Annotated in this window: 14 protein-coding genes; 6 read left to right on the top strand and 8 right to left on the bottom strand. The window is 65.3% G+C overall.

The features are described 5' to 3' along the window. Positions 1-27 precede the first annotated feature (27 nt). On the top strand, positions 28-501 hold the full coding sequence (gene paaI / locus VRZ08_RS16225; protein WP_414533194.1) for a hydroxyphenylacetyl-CoA thioesterase PaaI: 474 nt from the start codon (positions 28-30) through the stop codon (positions 499-501). Positions 502-515: 14 nt separating this feature from the next. Further along, positions 516-1,847, top strand: a complete 1,332-nt coding sequence (gene paaK, locus VRZ08_RS16220; protein ID WP_414533193.1) for a phenylacetate--CoA ligase PaaK — start codon at positions 516-518, stop codon at positions 1,845-1,847. A gap of 6 nt (positions 1,848-1,853) precedes the next feature. Here paaK and alkB read toward each other — a convergent pair whose 3' ends face one another. Together alkB and VRZ08_RS16210 are read right to left on the bottom strand one after the other, a co-directional pair. Then, positions 1,854-2,504: a DNA oxidative demethylase AlkB gene (gene alkB / locus VRZ08_RS16215; RefSeq protein WP_414533192.1), complete on the bottom strand. Its 651-nt coding sequence runs from the start codon at positions 2,502-2,504 to the stop codon at positions 1,854-1,856. After that, complete coding sequence (locus VRZ08_RS16210; RefSeq protein ID WP_414533191.1) at positions 2,501-3,418, bottom strand: LysR family transcriptional regulator; 918 nt, start codon at positions 3,416-3,418, stop codon at positions 2,501-2,503. Before VRZ08_RS16210 ends, alkB begins: the two co-directional genes overlap by 4 nt. Before the next feature lie 102 nt (positions 3,419-3,520). Between VRZ08_RS16210 and VRZ08_RS16205 the strand changes: the two genes are divergently transcribed. Both VRZ08_RS16205 and VRZ08_RS16200 read left to right on the top strand, forming a co-directional pair. Beyond that, positions 3,521-4,141, top strand: a complete 621-nt coding sequence (locus VRZ08_RS16205; RefSeq protein WP_414533190.1) for a pyridoxamine 5'-phosphate oxidase family protein — start codon at positions 3,521-3,523, stop codon at positions 4,139-4,141. Positions 4,142-4,203: 62 nt separating this feature from the next. Then, positions 4,204-4,536 carry a YkgJ family cysteine cluster protein gene (locus VRZ08_RS16200; RefSeq protein ID WP_414533189.1) on the top strand — a complete coding sequence of 111 codons (333 nt, stop codon included), beginning with the start codon at positions 4,204-4,206 and terminating at the stop codon, positions 4,534-4,536. A 6-nt stretch (positions 4,537-4,542) separates the two neighbouring features. Here the strand turns inward: VRZ08_RS16200 and VRZ08_RS16195 are convergent, their stop codons facing one another. Next, positions 4,543-4,950, bottom strand: coding sequence for a hypothetical protein (locus tag VRZ08_RS16195; protein WP_414533188.1), 408 nt, complete (start codon positions 4,948-4,950; stop codon positions 4,543-4,545). Positions 4,951-5,199: 249 nt separating this feature from the next. Here VRZ08_RS16195 and VRZ08_RS16190 point away from each other — a divergent pair, with 249 nt between their 5' ends. Further along, the gene (locus VRZ08_RS16190) at positions 5,200-5,586 is read left to right on the top strand and encodes a hypothetical protein (RefSeq protein ID WP_408018281.1); all 387 of its coding nucleotides are present in this window, start codon (positions 5,200-5,202) and stop codon (positions 5,584-5,586) included. 197 nt (positions 5,587-5,783) lie between these two features. Here the strand turns inward: VRZ08_RS16190 and VRZ08_RS16185 are convergent, their stop codons facing one another. From VRZ08_RS16185 to VRZ08_RS16170, 4 genes are all read right to left on the bottom strand, one after another. Continuing rightward, entirely contained in the window at positions 5,784-7,910 is a 2,127-nt protein-coding gene (locus VRZ08_RS16185) for a diguanylate cyclase (RefSeq protein ID WP_414533187.1), read from the bottom strand. A gap of 354 nt (positions 7,911-8,264) precedes the next feature. Next, on the bottom strand, positions 8,265-8,669 hold the full coding sequence (locus VRZ08_RS16180) for a DUF3307 domain-containing protein (RefSeq protein WP_107354887.1): 405 nt from the start codon (positions 8,667-8,669) through the stop codon (positions 8,265-8,267). Positions 8,670-8,919: 250 nt separating this feature from the next. Beyond that, positions 8,920-9,804, bottom strand: coding sequence for a DUF6537 domain-containing protein (locus VRZ08_RS16175; protein ID WP_414533186.1), 885 nt, complete (start codon positions 9,802-9,804; stop codon positions 8,920-8,922). A 10-nt stretch (positions 9,805-9,814) separates the two neighbouring features. Further along, on the bottom strand, positions 9,815-10,489 hold the full coding sequence (locus VRZ08_RS16170) for a Crp/Fnr family transcriptional regulator (protein ID WP_264076069.1): 675 nt from the start codon (positions 10,487-10,489) through the stop codon (positions 9,815-9,817). Between the two features lie 305 nt (positions 10,490-10,794). Between VRZ08_RS16170 and VRZ08_RS16165 the strand changes: the two genes are divergently transcribed. After that, on the top strand, positions 10,795-11,577 hold the full coding sequence (locus tag VRZ08_RS16165; RefSeq protein WP_414533185.1) for an enoyl-CoA hydratase/isomerase family protein: 783 nt from the start codon (positions 10,795-10,797) through the stop codon (positions 11,575-11,577). A gap of 169 nt (positions 11,578-11,746) precedes the next feature. Here the strand turns inward: VRZ08_RS16165 and VRZ08_RS16160 are convergent, their stop codons facing one another. Next, complete coding sequence (locus VRZ08_RS16160; protein ID WP_414533184.1) at positions 11,747-12,445, bottom strand: nitroreductase; 699 nt, start codon at positions 12,443-12,445, stop codon at positions 11,747-11,749. Positions 12,446-12,553: the final 108 nt, after the last annotated feature.

Raw genomic sequence — 12,553 nt, 5'->3', positions numbered from 1 at the left:
GCTGTCTTGCGCCTGCAGGAGCCCGCAGTGACCGTGGCGGCTCCGCAGACGCAGGTCGACCTATCGCCGGACCAACTGGCGCGGGCCTGTGCCGATGCGATGTGGACCAACGATCACGCCAGCAAGGCGCTCGGCATGGAGATCGTCGAGATCGGCGCCGGCTTCGCGACGCTGGCGATGACGGTGACCACCGACATGGTCAATGGCCACGGCATCGCCCATGGCGGCTTCATCTTCACCCTCGCCGACTCGGCCTTCGCCTACGCCTGCAACTCCTACAACGACTCGACCGTCGCGGCGCAGGGCGCGATCACCTTCATCCGCCCCGGCAAACTCGGCGCCCGGCTGGTCGCCACCGCGCGCGAAGTGTCGCGCTCCGGCCGCAGCGGCATCTACGACGTCCGCGTCACCTCGGGCTCGACGGTGATCGCCGAATTCCGCGGCCATTCGCGCTCGATCGGCGGCACGCTGGTGCCCCCGCAACAACCAGACCCACGCTGAGGGAGGAGACGGCGATGGCCGCAACCGTGCACCAGATCAAGCCGGGCACCTACAATCCCGAACTCGACGACGCCGAACGCGCCTCGCGCGATGAGATCGTCGCGCTGCAGACCAAGCGGCTGGCCTGGTCGCTGAAGCACGCCTACGACAACGTCGCGCACTACAAAGCTGCGTTCGACCGCAAGGGCGTGCATCCGTCGGACTTCCGCCAGCTCTCCGATCTGTCGAAGTTTCCGTTCACGGTGAAGACCGACCTGCGCGACAACTACCCGTTCGCGATGTTCGCGGTGCCGCGCGAAAACCTGGTGCGCGTCCACGCCTCGTCGGGCACCACCGGCAAGCCGATCGTGGTCGGCTACACGCAGAAGGACATCGACACATGGGCCACCGTGATGGCGCGCTCGCTGCGCGCCGCCGGCGCGCGGCGCGGCATGATCATTCACAACTCCTACGGCTATGGCCTGTTCACCGGCGGCCTCGGCGCGCATTACGGCGGAGAAAAGCTCGGCTGCACCGTGGTGCCGGTGTCCGGTGGCATGACCGAGCGGCAGGTGCAGCTGATCAACGACTTCCGCCCCGACGTCATCACCGTAACGCCGAGCTACATGCTGGCGATCCTCGATGAATTCAAACGCCAGGGCCTCGAACCGCGGCAGTCCTCGCTGAGATACGGCGTGTTCGGTGCCGAGCCGTGGACCAACGCGATGCGCGCCGAGATCGAGCAGGCGTTCGACATGGACGCGACCGATATCTATGGGCTGTCGGAAGTAATCGGCCCCGGCGTCGCGCAAGAATGCGTCGAGACCAAGGACGGCCTGCACATCTGGGAGGATCACTTCTATCCGGAAGTGATCGATCCCGAGACCGGCGACGTGCTGCCCGATGGCGAGAAGGGCGAACTGGTGTTTACCTCGCTGACCAAGGAAGCCTTCCCGGTGATCCGTTATCGCACCCGCGACCTGACGCGGCTGCTGCCGGGCACCGCGCGGCCCGGGATGCGGCGGATGGAGAAGATCACCGGCCGCTCCGACGACATGATCATTCTGCGCGGCGTCAACGTGTTTCCGACCCAGATCGAGGAAGTGCTGCTCGGCACCGACTGGTGCGGCGGACACTTCATCATCGAGCTGACGCGCGAAGGCAGGATGGACGAGATGACGGTGCTGGCCGAAGCGCGGCCCGAAAGCTGGGACGGCACCGGCCTGGTGCCGCACGCCGAACGCGTCGCGCACCTGATCAAGAACACCATCGGCATCTCGACCACCATTAAAGTGGTGCCGCCCGACACGCTGGAGCGCTCCCTCGGCAAAGCCCGGCGGGTGTTCGACAAGCGGCCGAAGGGTTAGCGCACGCTACAGCGCCTTGCGGAAGGTCAGGTTGATCCGCTGCCGGCCGAGCAGCGGATGCTCGCCGTCCTTCAGCGTCAGCACGCCGTGATACACCAGCCGCGACGGGCCGCCCCACACCAGCACATCGCCGTGGCGCAGCTCGTAGCGTCGCGGCTTGTCGCTGCGGGCCATGCCGCCGAACTGAAAGGTCGCCGGCAGGCCGAGTGACACCGAGACGATCGGCGCCGAGAAATCGGCTTCGTCCTTGTCCTGATGCAGCGCCATCTTGGCGCCGGGCACGTAGCGATTGATCAGGCAGGCGTCGGGATCGAAGCCGGAAAAGCCGATTTCGACGGCAGCGCGTTGCGCAAGATCGCGGAGCACCCCAGGCATCTCGGGCCACGGCGTCGCGCTGTCCGGATCGGTCGGCGAGTAGCGATAACCGCGGCGGTCGGTGACCCAACCGACGGACCCACAGCTGGTCATCGCCACACTCATCGTGTGACCGCCCGGCGTCATCATGTGCCGGAATGGTGCGCGCGCCACCACCGCGTCGATCGCGGCGAGCAGGTCTCGCTCATTGGCACGGGCGAAGCCGCTTAGTAACGCTGCACCCGGCGCGATGTCTTCCCGCCGCGGCGCGTCGCCGAGACCGTCGAACAGATCCGCCGTCACGCGCCGCCCCTCTTTCCGTCGCCGCCGAAGCGCCAATCGCTCGTCTCCGCCGCAAGATCGATGAAAGCGCGCACCTTCGCCGACAACAGGCGTGAGGTCGGATACACGATCGCAATCGGCAGCGGCGGCACTTCGTAGTCCGCCAGCACGATCTGCAGCCGACCCGCGGCGATTGCATCCGCCGCCTGATAGGCCAGCACGCGGGTCAGGCCGCCGCCCCGCTCGGCATCCAGGATCGCGACGTCGGCGACATTGCTGATAAGGCGCGGTGTGCACGCGACGCGGATATCGCGACCATCGACGACGAAGTGCCAGCCGACCGGCGCGCCGGTCTGTCCGAAATGAATCACATCGTGCGCCGTGATCTCTGCCGGCGTCGCCGGAATGCCGCGCGCCGCCAGATAGTCCGGGGATGCCACCACGATCCGGCGCATCGCACCGAGCTGCCGCGCCACTAGGCTCGAATCCGCCAGATGCCCGATCCGCACCGCGCAATCGACGCCGTCCTCGACCAGGTTGATCATCAGATCCGACAGCCGCAATTCGCCGGTCACCTCCGGATAACGCCGCAGATAGTCCGACAGAAGCGGCGCGACATGACGCCGGCCGAAACCGACCGGCGCCGAAACCACCAGCCGGCCGGAGGGCGTGACGCGCTCGGCCGCGGCCGACGCGTCTGCCTCTTCAACGTCGGCCAAAATCCGCCGCACCCGCTCCAGATAGCGGGCCCCGGTATCGGTGAGCGCAACCGAGCGGGTCGTCCGCTGCAACAGCCGGGTGCCGAGACGTTCTTCCAGCGCCGCGACCATCCGGGTCACCGCCGAGGGCGACAACCCGAGCTTCCGCGCAGCCGGCGCGAAGCCTTGAAGGTCGGCGACCGCGACGAACGCCGTCATCGTGTCCAATCGGTCCATGCCATCATTTCAGAACGCGCAACAATGAAGTGTCAAATCAACTGATTGTTCCGGCAAAGGGAAAGAACGATCTACTCGGGGACATCGAGCAGGAGGGTCACATTGGCCGAAGCCCAGCACGTCTCAAGCGACATCGCGTTCACGCCGACCGTCAAGGCAATCCAGGCCCGCAAGGGATCGCGCCACGCCTATGCCCGCGTCGAGCGCAACGGCGGCTGGTCCACCACAATCGACGAGAATTTGGCCGCCTTCCTCCACGCCCAGACCAGCGTGCTGCTCGCCACCGCCAGCGCCGACGGGCAGCCCTACATCCAGCATCGCGGCGGTCCGGCCGGCTTCCTTCACGTGCTCGACGAGCACACCATCGGTTTCGCCGACTTCAAGGGCAATCAGCAGTTCATCACCCAAGGCAATCTGGCCGAAAACCCGAAGGCCTATCTGTTCGTGATCGACTATGCGCACCGCCGCCGCATCAAGATCTGGGGCCGCGCCAAGGTGATCGAGGACGATCCCGAGCTGATCGCGCGGCTGATGCCGAAGGGCTACAAGGCAAGGCCCGAACAGGCGATCCTGTTCGAGGTCGCGGCCTGGGACAGCAACTGCCCCCAGCACATCCCGCAGAAATTCGACGCGGCGGACGTCGCCGCGGCGATCACATCGCGTGACATCCGGATCGCCGAACTGGAGGCGCTGCTCGCCGCGGCCACGAAGGCGCGGGAATAATGCCGGGGCGATCCGCCCAAGCGGCGGTTTCCCGCCCAGCCGTGGCGGGATAAAGAGGGCCGATGACCGTCCTTCCCCCGATCGAAGCCGACACCCCCTGCCAGAGCTGCGGCGCCTGCTGCGGCTATTCGGAAAACTGGCCCCGCTTCACGATCGAGGACGACACTGCGCTGGACGCGATTCCGGCCGCGCTGGTCAATGAGCGGCTGTCGGGCATGCGCTGCGAGGATAATCGCTGTGCCGCGCTGAACGGGACCATCGGTCAGGCAACCGCCTGCACGATCTACGCGCTGCGTCCCGAGGTCTGCCGCGACTGCCAGCCCGGCGATCCGGAATGCCTGATGGCGCGGCGGAAGTTCCGTCTCCCGCCGCTTTCTACTGCGATCGCAGGCTGAAGTCGATCAGTTAGGGGCGTCCGGCGCCGGCTCATCGTCGAGTTCCACGTCCGCTTCCTGATCGAGTGGCGCGAAACTGGCGAGCGGCGCAGTCGAGAGCGTGATCGATTTGCGCTGCGAGTAGCTGCTGATCGCCGGACGGCGCTTTTCGTGCGCCAGGGCATAGAGAACGGAACCTGCTCGGCCACCGGCCTGGATCAGGTCGCGTTCGTCGCAGGTCGCGGCAACGGCCAGCGCCAACGGCTGCAAATGAGCGCGGCGATAGCAAAACAGCGCCAACATCGCCCGGACATCGCCGGATACGCTGTCGACGAGCTGCGACAGCCCGTTCTCATTGGCTCGGTACATCTGGCCCAGCAGTTCCTCACGGACCGGGCAAGCGTCGTTCTCGAAAGCTTCACGGCTGGACCACATCGGCCTTCTCCCGAACAGGTTGCGATCGTGAGGATGCGGCCGATTTTGTTAAGGACCTCTTAACTACACAACCTGATACCACTACCAGCCGTTGCACCAGACGCATGGAACTAAACGTCGATCACGATTCGCGACGATCTGCAGTTTCGTCGTGACGCCGCCATCTAATCGGTTAACTATTTGGCTGCCGCGCTTAAGAGCGGCTTTTCGGTTCAGTGAGTTCGTTCATCTTCACGATGGAGAGTACCCATGGCTGATCCGGTCTCGTTGTTCCCCAACCTGTTACAGCCCGCCGCCAAGACCTACGCCCCGATGGGCATCAAGTTCTGGGAAGGCGAAGCGACCGTTCTCGACAACATGAAGGAGTTTGCCGACGGCTGGTTTGAGCGCCGGCGAATTGGAACCCGAGCCGCTCTCGAAGCGGCCCGGCGGATCGGCGAAGCGACAACGCCGCTCGATGCCTTCCGCGAGTATCAGGACTGGCTCAGCGGCGCGGCGGCTCGCCTGCTCGAAGACGGCATGGCATGGCAGCATCAATTCATGAAGGCCAACGCCAAACTCGCTCCGCATCTGCAGAAGCAAGAGGCCCCGACTGAGAGTTCCGCGCCGGCGCCGGAGGATCGGCTGAGCGCCTGAGAGCCCGGCCAGATACCCGGACACAGCTTCCACAGGTACCGGGGCGCGCCGCGTATCCACGTCTTGGGGCAGCAGTCACGAACAGTCGTGGTTGGCCGGGACAGGCCCCGGCCATCCCGAGGTGACTGTGCGAACTCCACGCCTTGCGGAATCGGGTGCTCATCCACGACGAGAAGTACAAGGCTCCGCCTGGCGAGCTACGCCGTGGGTGAAAGCTCGACGACTTCGATCACCGGAAGGCTGAGCTCGACCCGGTTGCGGCCGTTCAGCTTGGCTCGGTACAGCGCGTTGTCGGCGCGTGCCACCAAGGTGTCGGCATGATCGCCGGGCATAACCTGGGCGACGCCGAAGCTCGCGGTGATCGTGCCGACATGCTCGAAGATGGTATGCGCCACCAGCAGGCGCAGCTTCTTGGCGGTTTCATAGGCCGCCGCCGCATCGGTGTCGGGCAGTAGGATCGCGAATTCTTCGCCGCCCCAGCGCGCCAGCAGATCGGCCTGCCGGACGCTCGCGCCGATGGTCCGCGACAGCCGGACCAGCACTTGGTCGCCGACCGGATGGCCGTAGATATCGTTGACTTCCTTGAAGTGGTCGATATCGAAGATGATCAGCGAAAATACTCTTCGGCTGCGTTGCGACCGCGCCAACTCCTCGCTCAGGCGTGCATCGAACTTCATCCGGTTCGCCAATCCGGTCAGTGGGTCCGTAGCGGCCTGGCGGGCAAGATCTTCGGTCTGAGTCAGCAGTTCCTCGCGAAGCCGGCGCTCAAAGCGGTCCCGCACCCCGCGGTCCATGCCGAAGAAATAGAACAGCGCAGCGATCGCGACCTGGAGCGTGATGATGATGCCGAGCAGCCGGCTGGCAAAGATCCCCTTCACCGGGATGACGAGGACCAGCGACATCTGAGTGCTGTCGATCGGCTGCCTGAGCACGTAGCTGCGTCGCCCGCCGAACTCCACCCAGTCGCCGCCGAAGATCTCGCGGGCCAACATGGTGCGCCCCGATGCCCCGAACTGTTCGGCGATCTGAAGACGCGGCAGATCCGGCCGCGGCCACAGCGTTCGGAACAGCTCGTCCCTGCGGTTCGTGATGACCACCAGCCCACGAGCATCGACGACGAAGAACGCCTGGTCGAAGCGGGTCATCAGCTCCGCGAGCGTCTCCAGCGAGATCTCGAGCATCGCGATGCCTTGAATCTCTCCTTGCGCATCGCGGATCGGGGACGCGGTCAGATAGGTCCGCAAGCGTAGGGGCGGATCGACCCGGATCTGGTGCACGGGCCGGCCGGCGATCGCCTGCTCAAACCAATCGACCGAGCGCAGATTTGGCATGCCCAACCAGCTCTGATCCGACGAATCTGACGATCCGACGATGTCTCCGGCGCGGTTGACGATCAGGCCGCGCATCGCGTGGATCACTCCGGCGTCGATCTCGAGCATCGACAGATTGGTCACGCGGCCGCTTTCCCTGTCACCGAGCAGCAGTTGAACCGATGGAGACGCCGCGATCGCCTTCACCATCGCGTCGGCGATGGTGGTTTCGCGCTCCACACCGCTGACCAGCAGAGCGACGTCGCCGGCAGCTTCGCTTTCGACGTCGTCACGATGGATCTCGCCGAGATAGTCGGTCAGCGCCCAGCCCAGCGCCAAGACCAGCAGCAAGGTCGTCAGCACACCGACGAACTGCCGTTTCAGGTGCAGCGAATAACCGGGGTAGTCGAGCGTTTCCATCACCCGGCGACCCCAGGCCGCCCAGATCAGCGCCGCCAGTGCCACCGCGATCAGCCCGCGCACGAGTTGAATTGGCACGCCGGTGACGCGCTGGAACATCTCCTGATTGAAAGTCCTGGCCGGCCAGAACGGCGCGGTTTCGACAATCATGCCAGCCGCCACCGCGTAAAGTGCGAAAGCGATCGCCACGCCCGCCATCAGCGAGCGGTTCATATGGAGATCGTGATGTCGGCCGGTGAACACCGTGAAGGCCACCAGGATCGCGCCCGGCGCGGCGAGCAGATAGCGGGTCGCCGCCTTCGCAGATTCGATGCCGTCGACGAAGCCGATCGCGCCGATTGCAACCAGGATCGGGATGTAGATCCAAGGTCCAGGCATGGCCAGGTCGCGTGTGATCCCGCCGTTTCGTCCCGCCTCCGCCAGCAGGACGAACGACGCGGTCAGAACCGCCGCGCGCACCACCAAGAATTCAGTACTATCGCCCGCGATCAGCGCGAGCATGTCCAGCCATTCGTTGGCGCCATGGACGCAGCCGAACAGTCCGATCCAGCGGATCGTTGTTCCACGATCGTCGTCACGGCCGCGCGCCAGCACGAGACAGAGGGCGCCAAGCAGGATGAACGACAGCCCGTAGAAAAAGAAGATGAAGTCGAGCTGCGATTCCAAATGGCGGGCCATGACACCGGAACTTCGGGTTATCCGCCACGACCTCGCGTGCGGTCAGCACCCCTGCTGATCGCAACGACGCTAATCACTCGCAAGTCATGCAGCAGTTAACGCCGCACCGCGTACAACTACGTGGCTCTACCTCGAATCCGCGTATTCCCGCGGATTGAACGGTGCGATTGAGTCTGATCGTGAGTTTTCCGTGCACACCCCGCTGACAAATTGACGGAGTGCGGAACCGGCGGTGCGATATCGGAGTGCCTCAACTCGCGCTTCAGCGGATCACGGATTTGCCGCGAGGACGATGGCGAGGCCGAAGCCGGTCAGATGATGCAGCGCCTGATCGGTGCCGATCAGCCACCAGAACCAGCGATCCTGATTAGTCACGTCGTAAGTAGCGACGAGGAAGCCCTTGAGACGATCGATCGCGAGATGAATCAGGAAATCGATCACGCCGATGTACCAGTAGCGCGGCGCAAGGATCAGCATCAGCAGCGTCGTCATCACCAGATGCACGCTGCAATGCGCCAGCAGCGGCAGCGCCCACCCGGTCTTGGCGTCCTTGCCCATCGCCATCCACTTGTTCTGGAAGATGAAGTCCGCGAACACGTGTTTGATGGTGAGGAGCAGCATCCAATAGATCAGTGCGCCCACCGCAATCGACGACGACAATTCGGGAAGGATCAAGCTCGCACCTTCGCTTGGGCCTTGGGGGCAGTGATGGCGACCGCTGTCGGGGCTCGACAGTCCGATCGCCTACCCTCCCGCGCAGAGGCTTCGCATCGCAGCCGGTCGACATCGACCAGCGCAGTTTTATGACATTTCTCGCGACTGAATGCACGTGGCTGCCAGCGTACAGCCCTCATATGGCTGTGCAATTCACGCCGCGCACGCATCGCACATAAACGGTACCCGGGTGGCACGATCGGCATGTCGGTCACGAGGCCGCGGCCTGGATCGGCATCGCATCGCACCTCGCTCGGATGGCCTCGATCGCGCGCTTTAGGCTGGTCTGCTTGCGATCCGGCAGCGCGGCAGCGCGCGCCTCCGCAATCGCCTGCGCCAGATCCGGCAGCGGCAGCGTGCCGTTCACCGCCGGCTTCACCAGCGCGTCGATGATCAGCGTCCAATTCGCCATACCGTAGCGATAGCCATCGCCATAGCCGCGAACCATGGTGGCGCTTTCGACCACGGCCGTCGCGGCTTCAGGACGGGCGGCGAGGCAGCGGTCGATCATGTGCAGCCAGCGCTCAACCCATTTGCGCTCGTTGGCGTAGCGAATCGACAGCAACCGCCAGCGCCGCAACCAGGAGATGATCCGCAGCTTACGGATGCCGAGCCAGCCGCTGCCGTTGAAGCGCATCTTCACCGGCATGTGCAGCCAGCCGAGATAGTTCAGCACCTTGAGCGTCGGATCGGCCACCACCACCGGCAGCGCCGCCACCACCTCGTCGATTCGAAACCGGCATCTGCGGTCGATCCGCGGCATCGAACGGCCTGAGGGCGCGCTCGCCGCTTCCTGCAGCGTGAGCTGGGCAATCCGGATCGGGTCTTCATACGCCATCCGCATCGCAAGCAGCTCGGCGATCCGCAACACCATCGCGTCGTCCACTTCTCGGCGCCCGACGAATCGGCCGATCCGGTCGAGATACAGCCGCGCATAGCGGTGCCCCTGATAATGCACGAGCCGGGCGGCCGAATCCTCCAGAGCCTGCGCAATCGGCGGCGACGCCGCGGCCGGCGCGTTCAGCACGACAACGCGGTCATTCTCGCCGAGCATTTCGGCGAGCGTGAAACGCAGCGCGTCGATGTAGCCGGCCAACGCCGCAGCCTCAGGCGGTCCGGCCGACGGCGTCGGTCCGCTGCGGCGGCGTGACCGCGGCCAATCGCGCCTGCAGCGATTCAATGTTCTCGAACAGCCGGGCACTGGCCAGGCGCAAGAAATAGAACCCGAACTCCGGATTCTGCACGTACAGCTCCTCGACCTGACGATAGCTGACGCCGAGCACCGTGCCGGCCTCGACGCATTCCAGCGTCTGCGTCCGTGTGTGGGTCGGCGACAGCATGCCGAGCTCGCCGACAATGGCGCCGACCGGCAGCTCGATGCCGGATTCGACCAGACGGAAGCGGCCGCTGACGATGTAGAACATCTCCTCGGCGCGCTCGTCCTTGTAGAACAGCTCCTCGCCGGCGGCGCATTTGCGCGCCGTCATAAACGGCTTCAGCCAATCCATCGACAGATCGCTATTCACCGACTTCCTCACGTCGCGCACCAGCTGCAGCATCTGGTGCAGCCGCCAGGCGTTGAGCGGCAGCAGCACCGCATGCAGCGCCAGCGTCGGATAGTTGTGAGTCGGGATCGACACCGCGATCAGCAGCAGGTTGGTCAGGATGCCGAACACCCGCAATGGAATCATCGTCCGCATCGTGGCGGTCGCGAGCACGAAGATCGTCGCGAACACGCTGCTCACCATGCCGGCATTCTGGGCGATGAGAGACATATCCATGTGGGACCCACCGTTGTCTTGCAATCGAAGGCGCCGAAGCCGGCGGAAGCGATCTGAAAGATAGCCGCGGGCTTTCGGACCGCCGCTCCTCCCTACACGCTGGTGCGGACGGAATTATAAACCAGCCGACGCATATTGCGCGAGCGGCGCCCGGGGCCTCGCTTGCCCCCGGCGAGTTGACGGACGGCTGGCCGGCGGGCAGTTTGCCCGGCCTATTTTCCCATCGGCCGCGGCACCAGCCGCGACCCGCACAGGGCCTGGCGCCTTTCCGGCAGCCGCCCGCTTCCGATCAGGAGACCTTATCGATGTCCGATAGCGACACTGCCAGCGCGCCGGTGCTGACCATCGACGGCCCGCGCGCCACCATCCGGCTGAACCGGCCCCAGCATCTCAACCGGCTGCAGCCGGACGACCTCGCCACGCTGCTCGATCAGTTCGCGCGGCTCGACTCCGATCCGGCGGTGCGAGTGCTGGTGCTCACCGGCACCGGCCGGGCATTTTCGGCCGGCTTCGATCTCGGCGAAGTCGCCGAGCGCGCCACCGCCGAGGTCGAGGCCGAATCCCCCGGCTCGGCGTTCGAGGTGGTGGTCAATCGGCTCGAGGATCTGCGGGTGCCGACGATCTGCCGGCTCAACGGCGGCGTCTATGGCGGCTCGACCGATCTGGCGCTCGCCTGCGATTTCCGCATCGGCGTCGACACCGCCGAGATGTTCATGCCGGCCGCCAGGCTGGGGCTGCATTACTATCCGGGCGGCATCAAGCGCTACGTCTCCCGCCTCGGCATCGACAACGCCAAGCGGCTGTTCCTCACCGCGCAGCGGATCGACGCCGCCGAGATGCTGCGGATCGGCTATCTCACCGCGATGGTACCGATGGACCGGCTCGACCGCGAGGTCGACGCGCTGGCGACGACGCTGGCGGGCAACGCCCCGAACGCGGTCGCCGGCATGAAGCGCGCCATCAACGAATTCGCCCGCGCCGCCTTCGACGAACAAGCCGCCGACACCCGCGCCCGCGCCTCGATGCGCAGCGACGAAATCAAGGAAGGCATCGCTGCGTTCACAGAGAAACGCGCGCCGAGGTTTTGAACGCCGCGCATCGCAGCCTCTCCGTCGTCATTCCGGGGCGCCGCGAAGCCTATCCCCGAGTCATTCCGGGGCGCCGCGAAGCGGCGAACCCGGACTCTCCGGCGCTGTGCAAACATCAGATTCCGGGTTCGCGCAAACGCGCGCCCCGGAATGACTCGTTGAGAAGCCGTTACTTGTCCACGAACGTCGCGACCTCACCCAACGCTGCACGGTTGGTGCGATACGAATTGGCCTTGTGGTCGGGGTCGGCGTAGCCGAACGAGATGCCGCAGACGACGCGGCGATCGTCGCCGAGGCCGAAATGCTTGCGGACGACGCCGGCATGGAATGCCAGCGCGGCCTGCGGCACGGTGGCGACGCCGAGCGCCTGCGCGGCCAGCATGAACGACGTGACGTAGCCACCGCAGTCGACCGCGCCATAGACGCCGAGCGCCTCGTCGGTGGTGATGATCGCGACATGCGGCGCGCCGAAGAAACTGAAATTCTGCAGCGCCTGCTGGGCGGCCGCGGCCTTGTCGCCGCGGGCGATGCCAACCGCGTTGTAGAGCTGAAAGCCGCTCTCGCGGCGGCGGTCGAGATAGACGCCGCGATACTCGCGCGGAAACTCGAAATCGCCCGACATCGGCGCGCCGCTGGCGGCAGCCGGATAGATCACCTCGCGAAACTTCGCCGTTGCCTCGCCCGAGGTGATCACCACCTGCCACGGCTGGCTGTTGCACCACGACGCGGTCTTCTGCGCCGCCCCCAGGATCCGCTCGATGGTTTCGCGCGGCACCGGATCGGGCCGAAACCCCCGGCACGAGTAGCGCGCCGCCATCAGGTCTTCGAGGACGTCGATCGGGGCGGTGGTCGCAGCGGCGTCGGTCATGATGGCCTCATTCCTGAATGGTCGTCATTCCGGAGCGCTCACGAAGTGAGCGAATCCGGAATCTGAAACGCGCACAACTCGTCGATCGAAGTCAACAACTGCGGGATT

Source organism: Rhodopseudomonas sp. G2_2311, from assembly GCF_047501505.1.
Lineage (GTDB): Bacteria > Pseudomonadota > Alphaproteobacteria > Rhizobiales > Xanthobacteraceae > Rhodopseudomonas > Rhodopseudomonas palustris_H.
The sequence above is the reverse complement of the archived record's forward strand: the minus strand, read 5'-3'. Positions and strand labels throughout refer to the sequence as shown.

What these genes read in the sequence shown, in the direction of transcription:
- VRZ08_RS16210 (WP_414533191.1), bottom strand. Translation starts at nt 3,418, where the DNA reads ATGGACCGATTGGACACGATGACGGCGTTCGTCGCGGTCGCCGACCTT.
- VRZ08_RS16165 (WP_414533185.1), top strand. Translation starts at nt 10,795, where the DNA reads ATGTCCGATAGCGACACTGCCAGCGCGCCGGTGCTGACCATCGACGGC.
- VRZ08_RS16195 (WP_414533188.1), bottom strand. Translation starts at nt 4,950, where the DNA reads ATGTGGTCCAGCCGTGAAGCTTTCGAGAACGACGCTTGCCCGGTCCGT.
- VRZ08_RS16170 (WP_264076069.1), bottom strand. Translation starts at nt 10,489, where the DNA reads ATGGATATGTCTCTCATCGCCCAGAATGCCGGCATGGTGAGCAGCGTG.
- paaK (WP_414533193.1), top strand. Translation starts at nt 516, where the DNA reads ATGGCCGCAACCGTGCACCAGATCAAGCCGGGCACCTACAATCCCGAA.
- VRZ08_RS16190 (WP_408018281.1), top strand. Translation starts at nt 5,200, where the DNA reads ATGGCTGATCCGGTCTCGTTGTTCCCCAACCTGTTACAGCCCGCCGCC.
- VRZ08_RS16200 (WP_414533189.1), top strand. Translation starts at nt 4,204, where the DNA reads ATGACCGTCCTTCCCCCGATCGAAGCCGACACCCCCTGCCAGAGCTGC.
- VRZ08_RS16160 (WP_414533184.1), bottom strand. Translation starts at nt 12,445, where the DNA reads ATGACCGACGCCGCTGCGACCACCGCCCCGATCGACGTCCTCGAAGAC.